We start from the raw sequence: 22,551 nt of genomic DNA, 5'->3' as shown, positions 1-22,551 counted from the left end.
GAATAAAACACACACACGTACTGTAACGTGTTGCCGGGGTGCCCCGACGGCTTTTATATAAGCTAAACGGGTCGGCAAGATGGGTACGTGGAGGCCTAACCCAATACATAAGGTAAATATCATGGCACAAGTAAGCATGCGTGACCTGCTGAAAGCAGGTGTACACTTCGGTCACCAAACCCGTTACTGGAACCCAAAGATGGGCAAATACATCTTTGGTGCTCGCAACAAGATTCATATCATCAACCTGGAGCACACTGTTCCGGCTCTGAATGAAGCTCTGAGCGTTGTTGAAACTCTGGCTGCTAAAAACAACAAAGTTCTGTTTGTTGGTACTAAGCGTGCAGCTGGCAAAATCATCAAAGAGCAAGCGACCCGTTCTGGTCAGCCTTTCGTAGCTCACCGCTGGTTGGGCGGTATGCTGACTAACTACAAAACTATCCGTCAGTCTATTAAGCGTCTGCGTGACTTAGAAGCGCAACAAAACGACGGTACTTTTGAGCAGCTGACTAAGAAAGAAGCGCTGATGCGTACTCGTGAGATGGAAAAATTAGAGCGTTCCATCGGTGGTATCAAAGAGATGGGCGGTCTGCCTGATCTGGTATTCGTAATCGACGTTGAACACGAGCGTATTGCGATCCAGGAAGCTAACAAGCTGGGTATCCCGGTTGTTGGTATCGTTGATACTAACTCTAACCCAGACGGCATCGACTACGTTATCCCAGGTAACGATGACGCGATCCGCGCTATCCAGATCTACGCAACTGCTATGGCTGATGCGGTACTGGACGGTAAGCAAGCGAATGGTGCTCCAGCGAGCGAATTCGTTGAAGTAGCTGAAGAAGCTCCAGCAGCAGACGCTGAATAAGCTTAACAAGCTCGATCGAAAAAGGGGGCTTGCCCCCTTTTTTTGGATATAAGATTTTTCGCAAATATTTATAGAGGAATTTGATATGGCAATTTCTGCTGCACTGGTAAAAGAGCTGCGTGAGCGTACTGGCCTGGGTATGCTGGAGTGTAAAAAAGCACTGACTGCAAACGATGGTGACATCGATAAGGCGATTGAAGATCTGCGTAAAAACTCTGGTCTGAAGGCTGCTAAAAAAGCGGGTCGTACTGCTGCCGAAGGTAAAGTACGTGTTAACGTTGCTGAAGGTGTTGTGGTTGCAGTTGAAGTTAACTCTGAAACTGACTTCGCTGCGGGCGATGCTAACTTCGGTGGTTTTGCTGACAAAGTTGTTGCAAAACTGGCTGAAACCAAAGAGACCGACGTTGCCAAGCTGACCGAAGGTGAGCTGGAAGAAGACCGTATGGCTCTGGTTCAGAAGATCGGTGAAAACATCACTGTTCGTCGTGCGTTCGTTGTTGAAGGCGAAACTGTTGGTGCTTATCTGCACGCTAACGGCAAAATCGCTGCCATCGTTGAGCTGAAAGGCGGCGACGCTGAGCTGGCTAAAGACATCGCGATGCACGTAACTGCTGTTAACCCACGCGTTCTGCGTCCGGAAGACATGCCGCAAGAAGAGCTGGAAAAAGAGCAAGACATCATCAAGGCACAGCCTGATATGGAAGGTAAGCCAGCTGAAATCGTTGAAAAAATGATGGGCGGCCGTATCAAGAAGTTCCTGAAAGAAAACAGCCTGCTGGAGCAAGCTTTCGTTAAGAACCCAGAGCAAACTATCGCTCAGCTGGCTAAAGCTGCTGGCGCGGAAGTTGTTTCTTTCGTTCGTATCGAAGTAGGCGAAGGTATCGAAGTTGAAGAAGTAGACTTCGCTGCTGAAGTTGCTGCACAGCTGAAAGGTTAATCGCCTTTTTGCATCACTGACGTCACGACAGTGATGCAACCATATGCCGGGCTTGCCCCGGCATATTTGTATCTCGCCAATGAGCAGAGGCTCGTTGGCAAGCCGTGATGGCTTTAAAAATCAACTATCACACGTTACCTGCCTAATTTGGAGAACTTCTGTATGGCCGAACAGAAAAGCGCTAAATACAAACGAATTTTGCTGAAACTCAGCGGTGAAGCCCTGATGGGGGAAATGGATTTTGGTATCGATCCTAAAGTACTGGATCGTATGGCTCTGGAAATCGCTCAGCTGAAAGGCATTGGCGTTCAGGTTGGTATTGTAATCGGCGGCGGTAACCTGTTTCGCGGTAAAGCATTAAGTGAAGCGGGTCTGGACCGTGTTGCCGGTGACCATATGGGAATGCTGGCAACGGTAATGAACGCGCTGGCGATGCGTGACGCGTTAGAGCGTGCGAATATGCCAACTCGTGTGATGTCTGCAATTCCGATGAGTGGTGTGGTTGATCATTACGATCGTCGTAGTGCAATCCGTGCACTGGATGCCGGTGATGTTGTTATTTTTTCCGCCGGTACCGGTAATCCATTTTTTACCACGGATTCAGCGGCCTGCTTGCGTGGCATCGAAATTAATGCGGATCTGGTTTTAAAAGCAACCAATGTCGATGGTGTGTATACTGCCGACCCTAAGAAAGATCCAGCCGCAGAAAAGTACGATTGCCTGACTTACCAGGAAGTACTGGAAAAACAATTGGGTGTTATGGATTTAACCGCTATTTGTCTGGCGCGTGACCACAACATGCCACTGCGTGTTTACGATATGAATGAAACCGGTGTACTGGCGCGTCTGATGACGGGCGGCAATGACGGTACGCTGATTGTCAGTGAGGAAGAAAACGCATGATTAACGAAATCAAACAAGATGCTGAAGAGCGCATGACCAAAAGCGTTGGTGCAATGGTTGAAGCGTTTAAAAAAGTTCGTACTGGTCGTGCTAATCCAGCCATTCTGGATGGCGTGATGGTTGATTACTACGGTTCTGATACGCCGATTTCTCAGGTAGCTAACATCATCGTTGAAGACGGTCGTAGCCTGGCGGTTAACCCGTGGGAAAAGAACATGATTCCGGCGATTGAAAAAGCCATTATGAAAGCTAACCTGGGCCTGAATCCGGCAACCTCCGGTGATGTGATCCGCATTCCAATGCCACCACTGACCGAAGAAACCCGTAAAGAATATATCAAGCAAGCACGTGCGGAAGCGGAAAAAGGTCGTGTATCGATCCGTAATATCCGTCGTGATGCCAACGGCGACATTAAAGATCTGCTGAAAGAAAAAGAAATTTCTGAAGATGAACAACGCGGTGGCGAAGATCAGATTCAGAAACTGACCGATAAGTTTATTGCTCAGATCGATGGACTGTTAGCGGATAAAGAAAAGGATCTGATGCAGGTCTAAACCCTTCGGGTTCAGGCAGCTATTTCTTATGTCTACGAGTATCGATGATAGCCTGGCCTCAAAAGGTCAGGTGCCTAAGCATGTTGCCATTATCATGGATGGTAATAACCGCTGGGCAAAAAAGCGTTTTATGCCGGGCGTAGCCGGGCATAAAGCGGGTGTCGACGCTGTTCGCGCTGTGGTTGAAACTTCAGCTAATGAAGGTGTTGAGGTACTGACCTTATTCGCTTTCAGCAGTGAAAACTGGCGTCGTCCGGAAAAAGAAGTCAGCGCTCTGATGCAACTGTTTGTTGCTGCACTGGAGCGGGAAGTAAAAAAACTGCACCGCAATAACATCCGCCTGGTGGTGATGGGGGACCTGTCCGGGTTCACTCCGAAAATCCAGCAGCTGGTGCAGGATGCACATCAACTGACCCGTGATAACAGTGCGATGACACTGGTAATTGCGGCTAATTATGGTGGTCAATGGGATATTGTGCAGGCAGCTAAGCGTGTTGCTGAAGAGGTTCAGGCTGGCCGTCTGAGCGTCGACGATATCAATGAGCAGACCTTCCACCAATATACCTGGTTAAGCGAGTTTCCGGCGCCGGATCTGATGATCCGAACCGGTGGCGAAGAGCGCATCAGCAACTTTATGCTGTGGCAAACCGCTTACTCCGAATTCTATTTTTCCGATGCCCTCTGGCCTGATTTTAAAGAACAAGAATATAAAAAAGCGTTAACTGCGTTCGCCGACCGCACTCGTCGATTCGGCCGCACTGACGATCAGCTGAAGGAAGCACAAGGTGACTAAAACACGTATCATCACCGCTTTGGTGTTAGCACCCTTAATGATTTTTGGCATTTTCTTTTTGCCACTGAAACAATTCGCCTATTTTATTGCTGCAATTGCCACCGTTGGTGCTTGGGAGTGGGCGAACATCGCCGGTTACACCAAGAACTGGAGTCGGGTGTTATACGCTGCGGTGATGTTTGTATGTTTGTTTGTTACGGCGCGCTTTCTTAACGCCAATGAAGATTATCTGATTTATTTCCTTGCCGTCGGCACTTTGTGGTGGATTATTGCTTTCGCGCTGGTGAAGCAGTACCCGGGCGGCACCGAGCTGTGGCACGCGCGCCCTGTTCGGGCTTTGCTGGGCTTGTGTGTACTGATTCCGATGTGGGTTGGATTTATGCACCTCAAGCAGCAGCCACACAGTTCATTACTGATTATTTATCTGATGCTGATTATCTGGGGTGCTGACACCGGTGCTTACTTTGCTGGCCGTAAGTGGGGCAAAGCCAAACTGGCTCCGAACGTCAGTCCTGGTAAATCCTGGGCGGGTTTCTGGGGCGGGTTTGCAACCAGTTTGTTGGTTGGAGCTGGCTTCCTGGTGTATATCAACAGCCAGATCCAGACGGTCGATATCGATTTTGCCATCACCTTATTTATGATCACTGTGATCACCGCTATTGTCTCGGTTCTGGGTGATCTGGTTGAAAGCATGATGAAGCGTCATCGCGGTATTAAAGACAGTTCTCAGCTGCTGCCTGGTCACGGTGGTGTACTGGATCGTATCGACAGCATGGCATCCGCCGTTCCGGTATTTGCCTTCTGCATGTTGGTGTTTAACTGGGGTCTGTCCTGATTTATGGCTGACGTTCAGAATGTCACTGTTCTGGGAGCAACCGGTTCAATAGGTCAGAGCACGCTGGATGTGATTCGTCGCCATCCGGATAAGTACCGTGTGTTTGCGCTAACCGCTGCCCGCAGTGTTGAACAGATGGCTAAGGATATTGCCGAGTTTCAGCCGCGTTATGTGGTGATGGCGGATGAAGCCGCAGCCAGCCAGTTGGCTGAGCAAACAACCTCTGCGACAGAAATCCTGAGTGGTGGTGATGCTTTTGCAACGGTGGCTTCCCATGAGGAGGTACACCAGGTGATGGCCGCTATCGTAGGTGCCGCTGGTTTATTACCTTCGCTGGCAGCCGCCAAAGCTGGTAAACGTGTGTTGCTGGCCAATAAGGAAAGCCTGGTGATGGCGGGTCCTTTGTTTATGCAGGCGGTTGAGCAGGGTGGGGCTGAGTTGTTACCCGTCGATAGCGAGCACAATGCCATCTTCCAAAGTATGCCAGCGCAATACTCTGGCGAATTTGCTCCCCACGGTATCGACAAAATTCTGTTAACCGCTTCTGGTGGTCCGTTCCGTGGTAAGCAGCGTTCTGAACTGCAAGATGTAACACCAGCGCAAGCCGTTGCTCATCCAAACTGGTCGATGGGAGCAAAGATTTCGGTCGACTCAGCCACGCTGATGAACAAGGGACTTGAACTGATTGAAGCCTGTTTTCTGTTCCACTGCCAGCAAGAGCAGGTTCAGGTTGTGGTACACCCACAGAGTGTTATTCATTCGATGGTGCAATATTGTGATGGCTCTGTGATTGCGGAGCTCGGCCAACCGGATATGCGCACCCCGATTGCTTACGGTATGGCGTGGCCAGAGCGTATCGATGCCGGTGTAAAGCATCTGGATCTGTTCGATATTGCACGTTTTGACTTTATGCCTCCGGACGAAACCGCCTTTCCATGTTTGCGCCTGGCGCGTGAAGCCTTTGCTGTTGGTGGCACTATGCCAGCGGTTCTGAATGCTGCGAACGAAGTTGCGGTTGACGCTTTTTTACGCCAAGAACTGTCATTTAACGCGATCCCTGACTTGATTGAGCAGGTGATGAAACGTCATGCTGTAGAGCAAATCGACGAGCTGCAGACGGTATTGGCTGCGGATAACTGGGCACGAGGTTGTGCTCGTCAGTTAATGGCTGAGGATTCTCTGTGACACTGCTGTATTTCATCATTGCCATCAGTGTGCTGGTGGTTATTCATGAATATGGACACTTTTGGGTGGCTCGCCGCTGTGGTGTCAAAGTGCTGCGCTTTTCAGTGGGTTTTGGTAACCCCTTATGGTCATGGAAAGATAAGCAGGGAACTGAATACTCCATCGCCCCCATTCCTTTGGGTGGTTACGTCAAAATGCTGGATGAGCGCGAAGGCGCTGTTCCTGAGCACCTGTTGGATCAGGCATTTACTCAAAAGCCCGCCTGGCAGCGTATTGCCATCGCAGCCGCAGGCCCTGTTGCTAATTTCTTGTTTGCCATTCTGGCTTATTGGTTTCTGTTTGTTTCCGGTACGTCCGGTGTTGTCCCTGTCGTTGGTGACGTAAAAGCCGATTCTCCTGCGGCCGTTGCCGGTATTCGCAGCGGTGATGAAATTGTTGCCGTTGCTGATGAGGCTACTCAAAGCTGGCAGGAAGTCAGTTGGCAGCTGGTTAATTACATCGGTGAAGATGCCAGTATTCCTGTGACCCTGATGTCGTCATCCGGTGGTCAACGTAAAGTAAATGTTCAGGTTACAGCCTGGTTGTCTGACAGCGATGCTCCGGACCCGTTATCTGGTCTGGGTTTACGCCCGCGCTTACCTGAGATTCCTGCCAAGATTGGCCAGATCGTTGATCAGGGCCGTGCCCAGGCCGCTGGTATTCAGAGTGAAGATGTCATTGTTGCCATCGATGGTGATGCGGTTGAGAACTGGCAGCAAGTGGTTGAAAAGATTCATGCAGCGCCAGAGATGGCGATGCGCTGGCAGGTAGAGCGTGCCGGAGATGTCATCGAGCTGAGCCTGACGCCTGCGAGCAAAACCACAGACGATGGTAACAACATCGGTTTTGCCGGAATTGGCCCGTTCCCGGTGAGCTATCCGCAAAGCTGGATTACTACAAGTCATGCCAGCATTGGCCAGGGTCTGATATTAGGATTTGAACGTACCGGTGAGCTGATCAGCTTCACACTGGAGTCGCTGTGGAAAATGATCCGTGGTGATGTCTCTGTTAAGAACTTGAGTGGGCCTATCACCATTGCTAAAGTAGCGGGCGCTTCAGGGGCGGGTGGCCTGGAAAGTTTTGTTGGCTTCCTGGCGTTACTCAGTGTATCGCTGGGTGTTCTGAATTTATTACCTGTACCTATGCTCGACGGTGGTCATATTTTGTTTTACAGCGCGGAGATGCTGACGGGTAAACCACTGCCTGAAAAGGTTCAGATTGCTGCGATCAAGCTTGGCATGTTTTTACTGCTTGGCCTGATGATGGTGGCATTTTATAACGATATCAGCCGGCTCTAGGGTTTTAAGCCGGCATTTTTTGGAATTCATTGTTAATGCGTTGTTTGTTGTTTGCGCTGTTATTGGGGCTGGGCTCGCAGGTTAATGCTGAGTCGTTCACGATCGAAGATATTCGCCTGGAAGGTTTGCAGCGGGTATCAGCCGGAACCGTATTCGAGCGTTTCCCGATTAATGTTGGCGATCAGGTCAGCAGTGCTCGTTTAGTGGCGGCGTCTAAGCGTCTGTTTAAATCAGGCTTGTTTAATGACGTTGAGCTGCTGCGCGATGGCAATGTATTAATTGTTAAGCTGGTGGAACTGCCAACCATTACCGGTATTGAAATTGAAGGTAATAAGGCGATTCAGACAGAAGCCTTGCTGGATGGTCTGAAACAGTCCGGTCTGGCCGAAGGCCTGGTATTCAAGCGTTCAACGCTGGAACGTATCGCGTTAGAGCTGGAACGACAGTATGTCGCTCAGGGCCGTTATGATGCCGGTATTGAAACGGAAGTGGTGCGTCTGCCACGTAACCGTGTTTCCCTGAAAATTAATGTTGAAGAAGGCAATGTTGCCACGATTGAGCACGTTAACATCGTTGGTAATAAAGTGTTTTCTGATGAAGAGCTGCTGAAGCAATTCCAGCTGCAAACCTCAAATTTCTGGTCCTGGTACGCCAGCGACGATAAATACAGCCGTGAAAAACTCGGCGCCGACCTGGAAACCCTGCGTTCTTATTACCTCGACCGTGGTTATATTCGTTTTAACATCGAGTCCACTCAAGTATCTGTATCACCAGACAAAGAAGGTGTTTACATCACCATCAATGTAACTGAAGGCGATATCTATACCATCCGCGATATGAAACTGGCGGGGGATCTGGTGTTGGAAGAGGATGAATTCACTCAACTTTATCTGCTGAAAAGCGGCGATACATTCTCCCGTCGTAGGGTCACCTTCACCAGTGATTTAATGGGCAAGCGTCTCGGTAACGACGGTTATACCTTTGCCAAAGTTGATGGTATTCCGAAAATCTACGACGAAGAAAAAGAAGTCGATCTGACCTTCTTTATTGAGCCGGGCAAACGTACTTACGTTCGTAATATCAACTTCAGTGGTAACCAGAGCACCATGGATGAAGTATTGCGTCGTGAAATGATCCAGATGGAAGGTGGCTGGGCATCAACCGACAAAATCGATGCCGGTAAAAGTCGTCTGAATCAGCTTGGTTTCTTCAAAAACGTCAACGTAGAAACCCCGGCTGTTCCGGGCACGGACGATATGATCGATGTTAACTACAACGTCGAAGAGCAGTTAAGTGGCAGCCTGAACTTCAATATCGGTTATGCCGGAACGAGTGGTGTCATTCTGGGTGCCAGCGTAAGTCAGAACAACTTCCTGGGTACCGGTAACCGCATGAGCCTGGGCCTGCAGAAGAACAATACGGTTCAGTCTTACAACTTCTCGTACACCAATCCGTATTACACCATTGATGGTGTAAGTCGTGGTTTTAACCTGTTTTACCGTAAGACAGACTTCAGTAACTTAAATACGGTCAGTGATTATCAGACCAATGCCAAAGGCGGTAACATGACCTTTGGTTATCCAATTTCACACCGTCAGCGTGTGTCTATGTCACTGGGTTACACCAATACCGAAATGTTCCTTGGCAATACAGTGCCGCGCGAGATCGTACAGTTCGTTGAAGACGAGGGTAAAAACTTTAACGAATACACTCTGGGTCTGAACTGGCGCTACAACAACCTTAACCGTGGCCTATTCCCAACCGCTGGTACAGAACATCGTATCTCGGCAGACATTGCTGTTCCGGGCAGTGACCTGACGTATTACAAACTGGGTTACACCGCCAACTACTATTACCCGATTGCTGATGACTGGGCGCTGAGATTACGTACTGAGCTGGGTTATGGTGATGGCTACGGTGATCTGGACCGCTTGCCCTTCTTCAAAAACTTCCGTGCTGGTGGTGTTGGCTCAGTACGTGGTTACCGGGCGAACAGCTTAGGTGCCAAAGGCCTGCCGGAATACACAGTGGTTAACGTGGTGGAAACGGACAGCGGTGGTAAGCCGGTGTTTGAACTGGATGAACTGGGTCGTCCGGTGACTGATTCCAGTGCGCCAAACGTGGTGTACGCCACCGATGTTGATGGTGCAGCTGTGAGTATTTCTAACCCGAACCGTTACCGTCCGGTGTACAAAACCACCAGTTCCGGTTCCGTACAGACGGCGCCGTTGTTCCTCGAAGATGAGCGCGCTCTGGGCGGTAATATCCTGACGGAAGCCAGTTTCGAACTGATTTATCCGCTGCCTTTTGTTGAAGACCGCAGCTCTGTGCGCAGTGTGTTCTTCCTGGATGCGGGTAATACCTTCACCGATGAGTGTTTCAAACCATCGGATATTGATGTCCCTAATCTGAACAATCACCCGTATTGTGACACCGGAATTGATTTGTCTGAAATCCGTACCAGCTTCGGTGCTGGCTTAACCTGGATTACGGCAATTGGTCCGCTGACTTTTACCTACTCCGTGCCGCTGAATGAGCAGCGTGGAGATCGTACTGAAGGCTTCGAGTTCTCTCTGGGCCAGGTATTTTAATATTACATAAAACAATTAAGGAGCATGAGGATGCGCTGGTTAATGGCTATGGCAGCTGCGCTGCTGATGAATACTGCAATTGCAGAAGGTACAAAAGTTGCCGTTGTTGATATGGAACGTGCACTGTTTTTATCTGATGTATTTAAAGCGTCTGCAAAAAACTTCGAAGCGAATAACAAAACGGATATCGATAAGCTGAAAGGCCTGGAGCAGAAATTACGTGATCTACAGGAACAGGTTCAGAAAAATGCTGATGTGATGAGCGACGATGAGCGTCGTAAATCGGCTAACGATTTTGAAGAGAAAAAAGCGGAATTCCAGTTCTTTGCCAAGAAGCTGCAGCAAATGGAACAAAAATGGAAGAGAGATTTTTTCCAAAAACAATTGCCTGATATTGAAAAGTTGCTTAAAGCAATCATCGATGAAGCTGGTTATGATGTTGTGCTTCAGTCCGGCGCTGCGATCTACGTATCGCAAAAGGCGGACATTACCAAGTTGTTGTTGGAACGCTTGAACGCGAAGTCTGAATAACCATCGGATTGGAATTATGCAGATCACTCTGGGTGAATTAGCCAGCCAACTTGGCCTGAAATTAATTGGGGATGCGGATCAGCCAGTAACCGGCCTGAATACGCTGAAAGATGCACAAGCCGGAGAGGTGAGCTTTCTGGCAAATCCGAGCTATCAGAGTCAGCTCAGTGAAAGCCGTGCATCCGCTGTTATTGTTTCCGAAGATCTGGCCGACCAGGTTGCCGGTAGTGCATTAGTAGCGGTCAATCCTTATTTAAGTTTTGCTCAGGCCAGTCAGCTGTTTAACGACAGACCCAAAGTGACGACGGGCATTCATCCCACAGCGGTTGTGGCTGAAACTGCGACCGTTGCTGCTGATGCTTCTGTTGCTGCTAATGCGGTTATTGGTGAGTATTGCCAGATTGGCGCGGGTAGCGAAATTGGCGCTGGTGCTGTGATTGGTGATCACTGTATTATTGGCGATCACTGTCAGATTAATCCGAATGTCACTCTGTATCACAATGTTGTATTCGGTGATCGGGTAACCGTTCATTCCGGCACTGTGATCGGCGCTGATGGTTTTGGTTTTGCCCCTGATAAAGGCAAATGGCATAAAATCTGTCAGCTGGGTGGCGTGCGTATTGGTAGTGATGTAGAAATTGGATCCAATGTCAGTATCGATCGTGGTGCACTGGGCGATACCGTTATCGAAGATGATGTCATCATCGATAACCTGGTACAGGTTGCTCATAATGTGCGTATCGGTCAGGGCTCTGCGTTAGCAGGCAACGCCGGTATTGCCGGCAGTACCACCATTGGTAAATATTGCACCATCGCTGGTGGTGTGGGTATTTCCGGGCATCTCGATATTGCTGACGGTGTTCACATCGCTGCGATGTCTCTGATCAGTAAATCCATTACTGAAAAGGGTGCTTACGCTTCCGGTACCGCGCAAATGCCAATGAACGAATGGCGCCGCAGTGCCACGCGTTTCCGACAACTGGATTCTATGGCGAAACGCCTGCAACAGTTAGAAAAAGCCAGAAAAGGTGAAGTTTGATGTCCCTGCATGATATTCAACAAATACAGGAATTTTTGCCACATCGTTATCCATTCCTGTTGGTTGACCGGGTAAACGAAATTGATTTAGAACACGAAGATGGTCCTACTATTCGTGCTCTGAAAAACGTAACCATTAATGAAGATTTTTTTAATGGTCACTTCCCCGGGCATCCGATTATGCCTGGTGTATTAACACTGGAAGCCATGGCTCAATCAGCTGGCATTCTGGGGTTAACCATTCTCGGACACGAAAAAGCAGCCAATACTTTGTATTACTTTGCCAGTGCCGATAATGTGCGTTTTAAACAACCTATTGTACCGGGAGATCAGGTCGTTCTTGAGTCCCGTTACATCAGCCATCGTCGCGGCATATGGAAGTTTACGTGCCGCGCTCTTGTAGATGATAAAGTCGTCTGTTCAGCAGATATCGTCTGTGCGGAACGACAGCTGGAGCAAACATGATTGATCCTCGAGCAATCGTAGACCCTGCCGCAAAAATTGCGGACAACGTTGAAATCGGCCCTTTTTCTATTGTGGGCCCAGACGTTGAAATTGGCGAAGGAACTGTCATTGGCCCGCACGTCATTGTGCGTGGCCCAACTAAAATCGGAAAGAACAATAAGATATTCCAGTTCGCCAGCATTGGTGAGGAATGTCAGGATAAAAAATACGCGGGAGAACCAACCACTCTCGCGATTGGCGACAATAACGTAATTCGCGAAGCCTGCACTTTCCATCGTGGTACGGTGCAGGATGCTGGCCATACGCAGGTCGGTAGTAATAATTTATTTATGGTTAACGTGCATGTTGCCCATGATGCAATTATTGGCGATAACTGCATTCTCGCCAATGACACCAACGTCGCAGGCCATGTAAAAATCGGTGATTACGCCATTTTAGGCGGTGCGACTCAGGTACATCAGTTCTGCCATATCGGTGCACATTCGATGTGTGGTACCGGCAGTATCGTATTAAAAGATATCCCGGCATATATCATGTCCCAGGGATATCCGGTCAAGCCGCATGGTATTAATGTTGAAGGCCTGAAGCGTCGTGGTTTTGCTAAAGACAATATTAATCGTTTACGTGCTGCCTACAAAACTCTGTATCGTCAAAGCCTGACCCTGGTCGAAGCGCTGGAACAGATTGAACCTGTTGCCCAACAGGATGAAGCTGTAAAAGTATTGTTCGATAGTCTGCAGGCCGGTGATCGCGGCATTATTCGTTAGTTAAATATTCAAGACACTCACTATGCGCATAGCCATCGTAGCCGGTGAAACCTCGGGCGACATGCTCGGGGCTGGCCTGATTCAGCAATTAAAGCAACGTTATCCGGATGCCACGTTTGAAGGAATTGGCGGTCCATTGATGATGGCTCAGGGTTTCAACAGCCTGGTGCCAATGGAACGTTTGTCGGTGATGGGGCTGGTTGAAGTTCTTGGCCGTTTGTTTGAGCTGCTAAAAGTTCGCCGCGATCTGATTAAACGCTGGCGTGCTAATCCGCCGGATGTATTTATTGGTATTGATGCGCCCGACTTTAACCTGACGCTGGAACAGAAGCTGCGTCAGAGTGGAATTAAAACAGCGCATTATGTCAGTCCGTCGGTTTGGGCCTGGCGCGAAAAGCGGGTATTAAAAATCGCTAAAGCGGTGGATTTAATGCTGACGCTGTTCCCGTTTGAAGCCAGGTTTTATCAGGAACACGATGTCCCTGTGAAATTTGTTGGTCACCATCTGGCTGATAAAATTGCGCTTGAAACGCCGACCGCACCGTCACGTGAAGAACTTGGGCTGGATAAGAACCGTCAGGTTGTTTGTCTGATGCCGGGCAGTCGTGGTAGTGAAGTTGAACGGCTTAGTGCGGTGTTTTTACGTACCGCCGAATTAATGCTGGAAAAGCGCAACGACCTGCAGTTTATTATTCCGGCAGCCAGTGTTGATCGTCGTAACCAGATCGAAAATATGCTGGCGCAATATCCGGGGAATTTACCGGTTAAAGTGATTCTGGGTCGTTCACAAACCTGTATGGCGGCGTCGGATACGATTCTGCTGGCATCGGGTACTGCCACGCTGGAAGCCATGCTGCTGAAGAAGCCGATGGTCGTCAGTTATATTGTAGCGCCCCTGACCTATAAAATTCTTAAGCGCCTTGTGACTCAGCCTTATATTTCATTGCCGAATTTACTCGCCAGTCGCGAACTGGTGCCGGAGTTGATTCAACACGAAGCCACCGCAGAAAACCTGTCTGAAGCCTTGTTAGCTCGTCTGGAAGATAGTGATGATATGCATCAGCTGCACGAGACCTATCTGTTTATTCATCGTCAGCTCAAACGTAATGCCGACGAAGAAGCGGCGGCTGCGGTTGCGGAACTGATCGAGTCATGAGCGAACAGGATTCCGTCAGTTCGGTACAGACCGAGATAGAGCAGCAGTTACTCGATGATGCCGTGGTTTATTGTGGTGTCGATGAAGCCGGTGCCGGCCCTCTGTGTGGCGATGTTGTTGCCGCTGCCGTGATTCTTGATCCGGATAAACCGATTCCGGAGTTAACCGATTCGAAAAAACTCACGGAAAAAAAACGCGAACGGTTATTTGATGAAATTCGTGAGAAAGCCATCGATTATTGCATTGCCCGCGCCACCGTTGAGGAAATTGATCGCATTAATATTCTCAATGCCCGGATGCTGGCGATGAGTCGCGCGGTGAATGGGCTACAGGAAAATTGTCAGCATGCACTGATTGATGGCAATAAATTGCCTGAGCTGGATATTGAAGCGACCGCTATTATTAAAGGCGATGCGCTGGTTGCTGCAATTTCAGCTGCATCTGTGCTGGCTAAAGTTCAGCGTGATCGTGAAATGATTAAACTCGATGAACTCTACCCTGAATACGGTTTTGCCAAACACAAAGGCTATGGCACCAAAGCCCATTTAGAGGCGTTAGCAGAACATGGGCCTTGTGATATTCACCGCCGCTCGTATGCGCCGGTGAAGAAGTTATTGCCCTAACTGCCACTTTTTTTTGTAGTGCCTGTAACCGTATTTATTCGTCTTATTTAGTTGTCGGAAGACGACAATGCACTGGCCAATTCGCTTAATCCATTATTGATTAATGCTATGCGAATCTCATTAACGGGCAGTTGTGTTCCTTTGGATATCAGAGCGTTAATTGCCGCCAGGTGGTTGTGATTAAACTCTCCTTCACACACCAGAAAATCCCAATCCATATTTTCCCATGCATCTGGTGATGGAATATAACTTTTATCCACCTGAGGCAGGCTTAACAGCTCCGGCCGATGGATCAGAAAGGCGCCAAATAATGAGATACAGTCCGTATGCCAGCCAGACCAGACGGGGCGGTCAGTGAAGCAGGTGTCCAGGTTGGCGCCATGCATGAGTAATGTCACGATGACTCTTTGGTCTTGCTGCTCCGTTTCCTCATCAGCCGTAAAAGGCTCTCGACTGACAACGGTTGCACAGGTTGCTGCCAGTGCTGCTGGCGAAAACTCAGCAAAGTGTTCAATGATAAAATCGAACAAACGATATTCGACATCATGGTCACCGGAAAACGTTGTTGCCAGTAATGCGTTGTGATCAATGTCTGCATTAATCTGAATCAGGGCTTTAATAACCGGTAGTGAATAATCATTGGCGTAACGCCAGATATCTTCACTGTCTGCCAATATCAGCGATCCGTCACGTGAGGTATTTGCCAGCGCGTTTAACAGTTGTGCGGTTTTTCCCTGCCATTCGCCATCCTGAAGGTTGATCAGCATTGGAAAAATCAACTGCTGAAAAATCTCTTCATCGTTTACCTGTTTATGATTACGCAGGGCGATAATCAATTCGACCCCGCTTTCATCTTCGAGCAGTGTGGTCAGGTACTCATCCAGCGGTTGTTTACTGACTGATGAAAAGTCCGACTCACTGATGGCTTGTTTAATAACTTCGATATCTGCGTGCTGCATATCAGGATTAATCGCTGTCTGCTGGATAATCCATTATTTTAGTGGTTAATCTGATATTAATGAAGGCAGATGATCATCCGTTATAAACCGCATCTCGCTGTTGGTAGACTTTATGGCGCAATAAATCGCGCATCTCCTCCGGGCCATCCAGGTTATTTAATTCCGTCAGCTCAATACGCTGGCCAATACCGATATGGATGGTGGAGTTTTGTTTTTTCAGAAATTCGGCGGGAATGCGCAAAGTTCGCAGAGCAGGGTGTATTTTTCCTAACATATGAAAGCTGCGGCTGTTGTGGCCGTGGAAATACATTGGGATAACCGGTACCTGCGCTTTGCGGATTAAACGCATGCTGGACAATGACCAGTCACAATCCTGAATACCACTCTGACCTTTGTACCAGGTCGAAACTTCGCCGGCGGGAAAAATACCCAGCCCTAAACCTTGCTCCAGTTGTGTCATAGACTTTTTTGCGCCCCCCATTCTTTTGGGACCAGAGTTTTCGAATGGGTTGACTGTGATAAACAGATCAGAGATTGGGGCGAAATAACTCAGCAGAAAATTGGCGACGACACGAAAGTCTTTACGTTTACGGCCAACGATCAGCAGCAGAATAATGCCGTCGAGAAAACCAAACGGATGATTAGACACCGTGATAAACGGGCCTTCCGCCGGAATTTCACGCTCCAGTGCTTCGATGTCGTAGTCGAGATGAATCTGCAGAAAGTTCAGGGCTTCTTCAATCATGTCGATGCCCTGTTTTTGCGTTAGCTGATTGTAGATGCTATCCAGGGTTGGCCCTTTCAGCAGGTACATCAGCATATCCAGCTTTCGTGGTGACAGTTTAGTCGCTTGCATCAGGCCCTGGCGGTCGAACAATTCCATCAATGGTCTCTCTGTAAACACGTGTCTGAACTCTTCTGTGGCATAATACCAGCCCTGCCGCGAGTGCCACAGAGCTGGTGCTGCCAAGCAGATTGTTTGTCATAAAAGTGAAGTGTAACGGCCAAATGCTGCAGAAATACGAAGTAATAATTATTGGTGCCGGCGCTGCCGGACTTATGTGTGCGGCGCAGGCGGCTCAGCGTGGACGCCAGGTTCTGGTGCTTGATCATGCTAACAAGGCCGGTAAGAAAATCCTGATGTCGGGCGGTGGCCGCTGTAACTTCACCAATTATTATGTCGAACCGGATCGTTACCTGTCTCATAACCCACATTTCTGTAAGTCAGCTCTGAGTCGTTATACCCAGTGGGACTTTATTGCGCTGGTGGACAAGTACGGTATCCCATATCACGAAAAGAAAGATGGCCAGTTATTCTGCGATAACAAAGCCAGCGATATCCTGAATATGTTGCTGGACGAATGTGAGCAGGGTGGCGCGCGTATCCAGCTGAAAACATCAATTGATCAGATTGAAGCGATTCCGGATGGTAATGACGAAGGACTGCGCTACCAGCTGCAAACTTCGTCTGGGCGATTGCAGTGTCAGTCGTTAGTGATTGCAACGGGTGGACCATCCATTCCAACGCTGGGGGCCACCGGCTTTGGTTATGACATTGCACGTCAGTTTAATCTTGATGTGTTTCCTACCCGGGCCGGACTGGTCCCCTTTGTTATTACCGATCATCACAAGGGATTGTGCGAAGCGTTGTCGGGAACTTCTTTGAATGTTGCCGTTAGCTGTAACAACAAAGGTTTTAATGAAGACTTATTGTTCACTCACCGTGGCCTGAGTGGTCCTGCGATTCTGCAAATCTCCTCTTATTGGAACGAAGGTGACGATGTTGAAATCGATTTGTTGCCATCACAAAACCTGAGTGAACTATTACGTGAGCAGCAGCACCAGCGACCTAAAGTCAGTTTAAAAAACTGGCTGGCGGAATTTTTTACCCAGAAATTTGCAGAATTGTGGCTGCAACAAAAACACCCGGAGCTTACCTCAGCGACGTTAGCGCAGCTTAGTGGTGCCGATATGGATCATATTGCTGCCAATATTCATCAATGGCAGGTGAAGCCGTCGGGGACGGAAGGTTACCGTACCGCAGAGGTTGCTTTAGGTGGCGTTAATACTGATCTTATTTCGTCAAAATCAATGGAAGTGAAACAGCAGCCAGGGCTGTTCTTTATTGGCGAGGTACTCGACGTTACCGGTCATTTGGGTGGCTTTAACTTCCAATGGGCTTGGGCCAGCGCCGTGGCGGCAGCTGAGTGCGTTTAAGTCAGCCATTGGGTTAAGCTGGCTTATAACAGCAACCGACCATTCAACAGAATGGTTATTTGCAATGGACAATATCTCTTCGGCGGCAGTAAGCTGGAATCAGCGAAAACTGTCGAGGTGATGCTGTGATTAACCAACCGCCCGAAGCCCTGATTCAATGGTTTGTTGAAGAGTTGCGCAAATTACCGCGCGACTCTTTTGCACAATTGAGTGAGCAGGATTTTTACAGCGGCAATACCGCCTACGATCAGACGTTTTACCGGCTGCAAAAGGAAGCCGAACGGCGCTGGCGTTTGTTGTATGGCGAAGCGCCCAGCCACGGTCACCTGCTGAATGCATTTTTCCAGGCTGAGCACTTTCTCAGCCGGGAAAAGCGGCTTGAACCCTGGTGGAAAAAGATTCAGGCCATGTGGCAAGGGCGTCATCAGTAATCGCTTTTTACAGCTCAGTATCCAGCGAGTTTTTCTTTTCAATCAGTTCGATCTTGTAGCCATCCGGATCTTCAACAAAAGCAATAACGGTTTTACCGCCTTTTACCGGTCCGGCTTCGCGAGTGACCTTGCCACCGTTATTGCGAATGGCATCGCAGGTTGCTGCAGCGTTATCGACTTCGATGGCGATGTGGCCATAAGCGTTACCTAAATCGTATTCATGAGTGCCCCAGTTATAGGTCAGCTCAATTACCGCGCCTTCACTTTCATTACCGTAACCAAGGAAAGCCAGTGTGTACTGGTATTCTTTGTTGTCGCGACGACGAATTAATTGCATGCCCATCACTTCAGTGTAAAAGGAGATGGATTTATCCAGGTCTCCGACCCGTAGCATGGTGTGTAAAATTCTCATCAGCTTTCTCTTTTTAAAATTTCTAATGTCTTTATGACAATGTAGCTGGCTTAAGCTCAGTCTTCGGTTTTTTCTTTAAATTCACACAGATCTTCAATCAGACAGGAACCACATTTGGGTTTTCGTGCTACACAGGTATAACGACCATGAAGAATAAGCCAGTGGTGGGCGTCCATCAGAAATTCCTTAGGGACAAAACGCATCAGTTTATCTTCAACTTCATCGACGTTTTTACCCGGGGCAATTTTTGTGCGGTTAGATACCCGGAAAATATGGGTATCAACGGCCATAACCGGTTGTTTAAATGCGGTGTTTAACACCACGTTCGCGGTTTTCCGGCCAACCCCTGGCAGAGCCTCCAGCAGTTTCCGCTCTTGTGGCACCTCACCGGCGTGCAATTCAACCAGCATCTGACACATTTTAATGGCGTTTTTGGCTTTGCTGTTAAACAGGCCGATGGTTTTGATGTATTCCTTCAGTCCGTCTTCACCCAGGTCGAGAATAGCCTGAGGCGTGTTGGCCACCGGGAATAATTTTCGGGTGGCTTTATTAACGCTGACATCCGTTGCTTGGGCAGATAAAGCAACGGCCAGCAACAGTTCAAACGGCGAACTGTATTCCAGCTCAGTTTCCGGATTAGGGTTATCATCCCTCAGGCGGCTGAATATCTCGGTACGTTTTTGTTTATTCATGCTAATCGGTTATCACGGTTTATTCGGCGGGCTCTGGCCCAGCTCAGTTATCATCTGCGCTCAGATCAACCTAGTTATCGTCTGCGCTCAAGCCAACATAGTTATCACCTACACTCAGGGCAATCAGGTAGCTGAGCTCCTGTAATGAACGGCCACTTTGTTGTTGTAATTCATTAAAGTAATGCTGAGCGGCATTGAGGGATTTTTTAGTTTGCAGGCCGCCGTCGATAATTTTATGACCACGAAGGTGGGCTTCCACATCACGGGATAAAATAAAGGTATCTTTGCCCAGAGCACGCAATGCATAAACGCCGGTATTACCGCCTAAGCGTGCGCCGTGCTTTTTCAGATGGGCCCACAAACCGGTAATCTGCTCGGTTGGATAATCGGCAATAAAATCAACGAATGGCTGGCCATGATCCTGCTGGTGGTAGTAAATCATGGCGGCGTTAACCGGCACGGTTTTTACTTTATTGAAGTTGCGGACGATGCGCTCATCGGTGGATTTTTCTTCCAGCATCTCAGGTGGCATACGCAACAGCTTGTCGATATTAAAGTCCCAGAATACCTCTCGGAAGCCTGGCCACTTATTGTTGATCACCTGCCAGTAGAAGCCACTCTGAAAGACTTTACGGGTGAATTCTTCCAACCAGTCATCGCCACTGAGATTGCGTAGCTGACGGGCGCTGAGTGGTGCTGATAATAATGATTCGATAACGGCTTCGCCGCCTTTTCGCTGGGCGGCGCGGTCGTATATGCCCTGAAACTTTTCCACATCGGGTACCGGCTGGTTGCTGAAGCCGGATATGATAAGCGACCCGCGATAAAGATGTTAATGATCGCAGGAAAAAACTCAGCGTTTCGCCAGGTGAACCTGATTACGTCCCAGTTTTTTCGCTTCGTAGAGAGCTACATCAGCACGTTTGAATAAGGCATCAATGCTTTCGCCGCGACGACGTTGGGCAAGGCCAAAGCTCATGGTAACGTGCAGTGCCTGGCTGCTGTTCTGGGCGCTGCGTTGCTGTTGACCTTTGTCCGGGGTTTCCGGTCGGTTTTTGCGGTTGCGGATAACCAGTGGGTAGTCCGCAATGCGTTCGCGTAATTCTTCAACATAAGACTGGCAACGCAGATCATCGGCTATCGGGAATACCAGAGTGAATTCCTCACCACCGTAGCGATACGCCTTACCACCGCCCTGAGCCTTACCCAGTTGTTGTGCCACCAGACGCAGCACATCATCACCCACATCGTGGCCGTGGGTATCGTTGAACTGTTTGAAGTGATCGATATCGGCCATCACCAGGCAATATGATCCCCAGCGGTGATCCAGATCGTTCAGTAGCGCGCGACGGGCAGGTAGCCCGGTCAGTTCATCGATAAATGCCAGACGGTGGTTGTTCATAATCAGATTGGCGAACAGCAACATCATGGCAAACGATGAGATCAGAACAGAGATATGAGGCGTGGCGAACTGATAAAACATGCCGGCAAACATCAGTGCCAGAGTTATAAAAACCAGATCGTTATGGCGAGGGACCCGGATACACAGCACCAGTATAAGTAACGAAAAGGCCAGCGATGTCAGCGGCAGCAGCCCAAGGTGGCCGTTGGCGAGAAACTCCTGCAGTTGTGCGGGCAAATCGCGTTGCCAGCTGATGTCCAGTGCCCAGAGATTCTGCAGCTGCGGTAGTGGGCCAAACAATGCATCCAGATTGGTCAGCAACAGGGCCTGTAACAGCATAATGATCAGATAGGCTGAACCGGGCAGGGAGAGCGGCCGCTTCTCCGGTAACAGGCGGATAACCACCAGATTCAGCGGGATAATCATGCTCAGCCAGTAGTAAATTTCATACTTGGCATTGGCTTCGAGATTGACCTGCAACTGAGTCTGAATCAATGCGAAGCTGGCGGTAATCAATAACGCCAGATTCGCCAGTCGGCCCTGATTAAACAGCTGCGCCAGGGTGATGATAACGCCGGCAAAAATGTATGGCAGCTGCTGTAACGCCATCCAATAGCTACTATTGAGCTGTGGCATCAGTGGCAGGCAAATCAGCGCTGCGCAAAGAACCAGAACAGGTAGCAGGAAGGGAGTTACCCTGGGGCGAGCGGTAGAGAACAAAGTGGTGCCATTTGTAGGTGATTGTTGACTGCATTATTCATACTTAACAAGTGTTACGCAAAAGCCTTTCCTGAGAGGAACTGTCAGAAATTGAATCGTTATGTAACCCGTCAAGCACATGATTTTCCGGCAGTTATTGATACTTTTTTATGGTCTCAGGCCTTGAGTTTATTGGCTTTGCGCTATTTCAGTGCGTCGCTTTTGTGCCTGATTAAAACGGGACTGACGTCTCTTTTTATTGGGCCGGAAAGGAATCTTGTGCCTGCTGTTGGCAAAAAAACTTCTGGGCAGGTTATGACCACCGAATCGCAATGGCATGAGTTGTCTATGCTGGCGGGGAAGTGCCAGCCGGGGAACTAAGCCCTGAGCTGTTAGTCGAACTGGCAACGCAAACTATTGGAGATCGACCTTATGAAGTCCCTGACAAAGTGGATTTTTCTCTCGTTAACCTGGCTGGCGCTGAGCGTACAGGCGGAGCCTCAGGCGCAACCGGCGCCGGATTTCACCCTTAAAGATGCCAGCGGTGAAGATGTCAGACTGAGCGATTATCGCGGCAAGGTTGTGATTCTGCATTTCTGGGCGACCTGGTGCCCATACTGTAAACGGCTGCAACCCGGGTTGGACGCCTTGTATAAAAAGTATCAGCAGGACGGGGTTGAGCTATTGGGCATCAGCTTCAGCGAAGATGCCGATGCAGATCCGCAAGGCACGCTCGATAAACGCGGCCATAAATTTAAGACCTTGTTAAAAGGTGGTCGGGTTGCCGGTTTGTATCAGGTGAGTGGTACACCAACCACTTTCTTTATTGATCGAAACGGTTTGCTGCGGGCGGTTACCATGAGTTCCGATCCGGACGAGCCTGGCCTGGAGAAAATGGTGCAGTTACTGGTTAATGAGAAATAAGCACCACGTTTGATATTACCTACCGCCAGGGAATCAGCCCTGGCGTTTTGATCCTCTTTATTTCTGGTGCTTCTGCGTCTGGTTTGTCTTGTTAAAAAATGTAGTGTTATTGTGAAAGCGTGTTGTTTATCGATAGCTACCATACGCGCCAATTGATGCGTTATTCGCATAAATCTTCCGGGCAGTATTATTTTTAACGAAATTAATTCTTTAAAATGTCGTATCTGACTCA

The 22,551-nt window shown here is 48.9% G+C and carries 25 protein-coding genes; 19 read left to right on the top strand and 6 right to left on the bottom strand.

Going from position 1 to position 22,551, the window contains the following annotated elements:
• Positions 1 to 121: 121 nt before the first annotated feature.
• The 15 genes from rpsB (at position 122) to rnhB (ending at position 14,583) form a co-directional block, all read left to right on the top strand.
• The gene (gene rpsB / locus ACOQOZ_RS08730) at positions 122 to 868 is read left to right on the top strand and encodes a 30S ribosomal protein S2 (protein WP_420591885.1); all 747 of its coding nucleotides are present in this window, start codon (positions 122 to 124) and stop codon (positions 866 to 868) included.
• Between the two features lie 85 nt (positions 869 to 953).
• On the top strand, positions 954 to 1,805 hold the full coding sequence (gene tsf / locus ACOQOZ_RS08725; RefSeq protein WP_420591884.1) for a translation elongation factor Ts: 852 nt from the start codon (positions 954 to 956) through the stop codon (positions 1,803 to 1,805).
• A gap of 162 nt (positions 1,806 to 1,967) precedes the next feature.
• A complete protein-coding gene (gene pyrH / locus ACOQOZ_RS08720) occupies positions 1,968 to 2,708 on the top strand; it encodes a UMP kinase (RefSeq protein WP_420591883.1) in 741 nt (246 codons plus the stop codon).
• The gene (frr, locus tag ACOQOZ_RS08715; RefSeq protein WP_068656517.1) at positions 2,705 to 3,262 is read left to right on the top strand and encodes a ribosome recycling factor; all 558 of its coding nucleotides are present in this window, start codon (positions 2,705 to 2,707) and stop codon (positions 3,260 to 3,262) included. Before pyrH ends, frr begins: the two co-directional genes overlap by 4 nt.
• A 28-nt stretch (positions 3,263 to 3,290) precedes the next feature.
• Positions 3,291 to 4,055, top strand: coding sequence for an isoprenyl transferase (locus ACOQOZ_RS08710; protein ID WP_420591882.1), 765 nt, complete (start codon positions 3,291 to 3,293; stop codon positions 4,053 to 4,055).
• A complete protein-coding gene (locus ACOQOZ_RS08705; protein WP_420591881.1) occupies positions 4,048 to 4,890 on the top strand; it encodes a phosphatidate cytidylyltransferase in 843 nt (280 codons plus the stop codon). The genes ACOQOZ_RS08710 and ACOQOZ_RS08705 overlap by 8 nt, the downstream gene beginning before the upstream one ends.
• Before the next feature lie 3 nt (positions 4,891 to 4,893).
• Positions 4,894 to 6,075 (top strand): 1-deoxy-D-xylulose-5-phosphate reductoisomerase, encoded by a 1,182-nt coding sequence (ispC, locus tag ACOQOZ_RS08700; RefSeq protein ID WP_420591880.1) that lies wholly within the window; start codon positions 4,894 to 4,896, stop codon positions 6,073 to 6,075.
• Positions 6,072 to 7,412 carry an RIP metalloprotease RseP gene (gene rseP / locus ACOQOZ_RS08695; RefSeq protein ID WP_420591879.1) on the top strand — a complete coding sequence of 447 codons (1,341 nt, stop codon included), beginning with the start codon at positions 6,072 to 6,074 and terminating at the stop codon, positions 7,410 to 7,412. The genes ispC and rseP overlap by 4 nt, the downstream gene beginning before the upstream one ends.
• Before the next feature lie 35 nt (positions 7,413 to 7,447).
• Entirely contained in the window at positions 7,448 to 10,003 is a 2,556-nt protein-coding gene (gene bamA / locus ACOQOZ_RS08690; RefSeq protein ID WP_420591878.1) for an outer membrane protein assembly factor BamA, read from the top strand.
• Positions 10,004 to 10,033: 30 nt separating this feature from the next.
• Positions 10,034 to 10,534 (top strand): OmpH family outer membrane protein, encoded by a 501-nt coding sequence (locus tag ACOQOZ_RS08685; protein ID WP_420591877.1) that lies wholly within the window; start codon positions 10,034 to 10,036, stop codon positions 10,532 to 10,534.
• A 16-nt stretch (positions 10,535 to 10,550) separates the two neighbouring features.
• On the top strand, positions 10,551 to 11,573 hold the full coding sequence (gene lpxD / locus ACOQOZ_RS08680; protein ID WP_420591876.1) for a UDP-3-O-(3-hydroxymyristoyl)glucosamine N-acyltransferase: 1,023 nt from the start codon (positions 10,551 to 10,553) through the stop codon (positions 11,571 to 11,573).
• A gap of 5 nt (positions 11,574 to 11,578) precedes the next feature.
• On the top strand, positions 11,579 to 12,037 hold the full coding sequence (gene fabZ, locus ACOQOZ_RS08675; RefSeq protein WP_420592410.1) for a 3-hydroxyacyl-ACP dehydratase FabZ: 459 nt from the start codon (positions 11,579 to 11,581) through the stop codon (positions 12,035 to 12,037).
• On the top strand, positions 12,034 to 12,804 hold the full coding sequence (gene lpxA, locus ACOQOZ_RS08670) for an acyl-ACP--UDP-N-acetylglucosamine O-acyltransferase (protein WP_420591875.1): 771 nt from the start codon (positions 12,034 to 12,036) through the stop codon (positions 12,802 to 12,804). The genes fabZ and lpxA overlap by 4 nt, the downstream gene beginning before the upstream one ends.
• A gap of 22 nt (positions 12,805 to 12,826) precedes the next feature.
• Entirely contained in the window at positions 12,827 to 13,960 is a 1,134-nt protein-coding gene (lpxB, locus tag ACOQOZ_RS08665) for a lipid-A-disaccharide synthase (RefSeq protein ID WP_420591874.1), read from the top strand.
• Entirely contained in the window at positions 13,957 to 14,583 is a 627-nt protein-coding gene (gene rnhB / locus ACOQOZ_RS08660; RefSeq protein WP_420591873.1) for a ribonuclease HII, read from the top strand. Before lpxB ends, rnhB begins: the two co-directional genes overlap by 4 nt.
• A gap of 47 nt (positions 14,584 to 14,630) precedes the next feature.
• On the opposite strand, the gene ACOQOZ_RS08655 is transcribed toward rnhB, so the two are convergent.
• Positions 14,631 to 15,542 carry a hypothetical protein gene (locus ACOQOZ_RS08655; RefSeq protein ID WP_420591872.1) on the bottom strand — a complete coding sequence of 304 codons (912 nt, stop codon included), beginning with the start codon at positions 15,540 to 15,542 and terminating at the stop codon, positions 14,631 to 14,633.
• Between the two features lie 73 nt (positions 15,543 to 15,615).
• Entirely contained in the window at positions 15,616 to 16,425 is an 810-nt protein-coding gene (locus tag ACOQOZ_RS08650; protein ID WP_420591871.1) for a lysophospholipid acyltransferase family protein, read from the bottom strand.
• A gap of 125 nt (positions 16,426 to 16,550) precedes the next feature.
• Here ACOQOZ_RS08650 and ACOQOZ_RS08645 point away from each other — a divergent pair, with 125 nt between their 5' ends.
• Positions 16,551 to 17,759, top strand: a complete 1,209-nt coding sequence (locus ACOQOZ_RS08645) for an NAD(P)/FAD-dependent oxidoreductase (RefSeq protein ID WP_420591870.1) — start codon at positions 16,551 to 16,553, stop codon at positions 17,757 to 17,759.
• Positions 17,760 to 17,884: 125 nt separating this feature from the next.
• Positions 17,885 to 18,190: a hypothetical protein gene (locus ACOQOZ_RS08640; RefSeq protein WP_420591869.1), complete on the top strand. Its 306-nt coding sequence runs from the start codon at positions 17,885 to 17,887 to the stop codon at positions 18,188 to 18,190.
• A 7-nt stretch (positions 18,191 to 18,197) separates the two neighbouring features.
• On the opposite strand, the gene gloA is transcribed toward ACOQOZ_RS08640, so the two are convergent.
• From gloA to ACOQOZ_RS08620, 4 genes are all read right to left on the bottom strand, one after another.
• Entirely contained in the window at positions 18,198 to 18,602 is a 405-nt protein-coding gene (gene gloA, locus ACOQOZ_RS08635) for a lactoylglutathione lyase (RefSeq protein WP_420591868.1), read from the bottom strand.
• 56 nt (positions 18,603 to 18,658) lie between these two features.
• A complete protein-coding gene (gene nth, locus ACOQOZ_RS08630) occupies positions 18,659 to 19,294 on the bottom strand; it encodes an endonuclease III (RefSeq protein ID WP_420591867.1) in 636 nt (211 codons plus the stop codon).
• A gap of 70 nt (positions 19,295 to 19,364) precedes the next feature.
• Positions 19,365 to 20,069 (bottom strand): DNA-3-methyladenine glycosylase I, encoded by a 705-nt coding sequence (locus ACOQOZ_RS08625; RefSeq protein ID WP_420591866.1) that lies wholly within the window; start codon positions 20,067 to 20,069, stop codon positions 19,365 to 19,367.
• Positions 20,070 to 20,147: 78 nt separating this feature from the next.
• Complete coding sequence (locus tag ACOQOZ_RS08620; RefSeq protein ID WP_420591865.1) at positions 20,148 to 21,305, bottom strand: GGDEF domain-containing protein; 1,158 nt, start codon at positions 21,303 to 21,305, stop codon at positions 20,148 to 20,150.
• 201 nt (positions 21,306 to 21,506) lie between these two features.
• On the opposite strand from ACOQOZ_RS08620, the gene ACOQOZ_RS08615 reads away from it, so the two are divergent.
• Together ACOQOZ_RS08615 and ACOQOZ_RS08610 are read left to right on the top strand one after the other, a co-directional pair.
• Positions 21,507 to 21,776, top strand: coding sequence for a hypothetical protein (locus ACOQOZ_RS08615; protein ID WP_420591864.1), 270 nt, complete (start codon positions 21,507 to 21,509; stop codon positions 21,774 to 21,776).
• A gap of 51 nt (positions 21,777 to 21,827) precedes the next feature.
• Positions 21,828 to 22,319: a peroxiredoxin family protein gene (locus tag ACOQOZ_RS08610; protein ID WP_420591863.1), complete on the top strand. Its 492-nt coding sequence runs from the start codon at positions 21,828 to 21,830 to the stop codon at positions 22,317 to 22,319.
• Positions 22,320 to 22,551: the final 232 nt, after the last annotated feature.

Origin of the sequence: Bacterioplanoides sp., assembly GCF_965219715.1 — a bacterium.
Classification (GTDB): Bacteria; Pseudomonadota; Gammaproteobacteria; order Pseudomonadales; family Oceanobacteraceae; genus Bacterioplanoides.
Note: the sequence above shows the minus strand (reverse complement) of the source record. Positions and strands in the feature narration are given on the sequence as shown.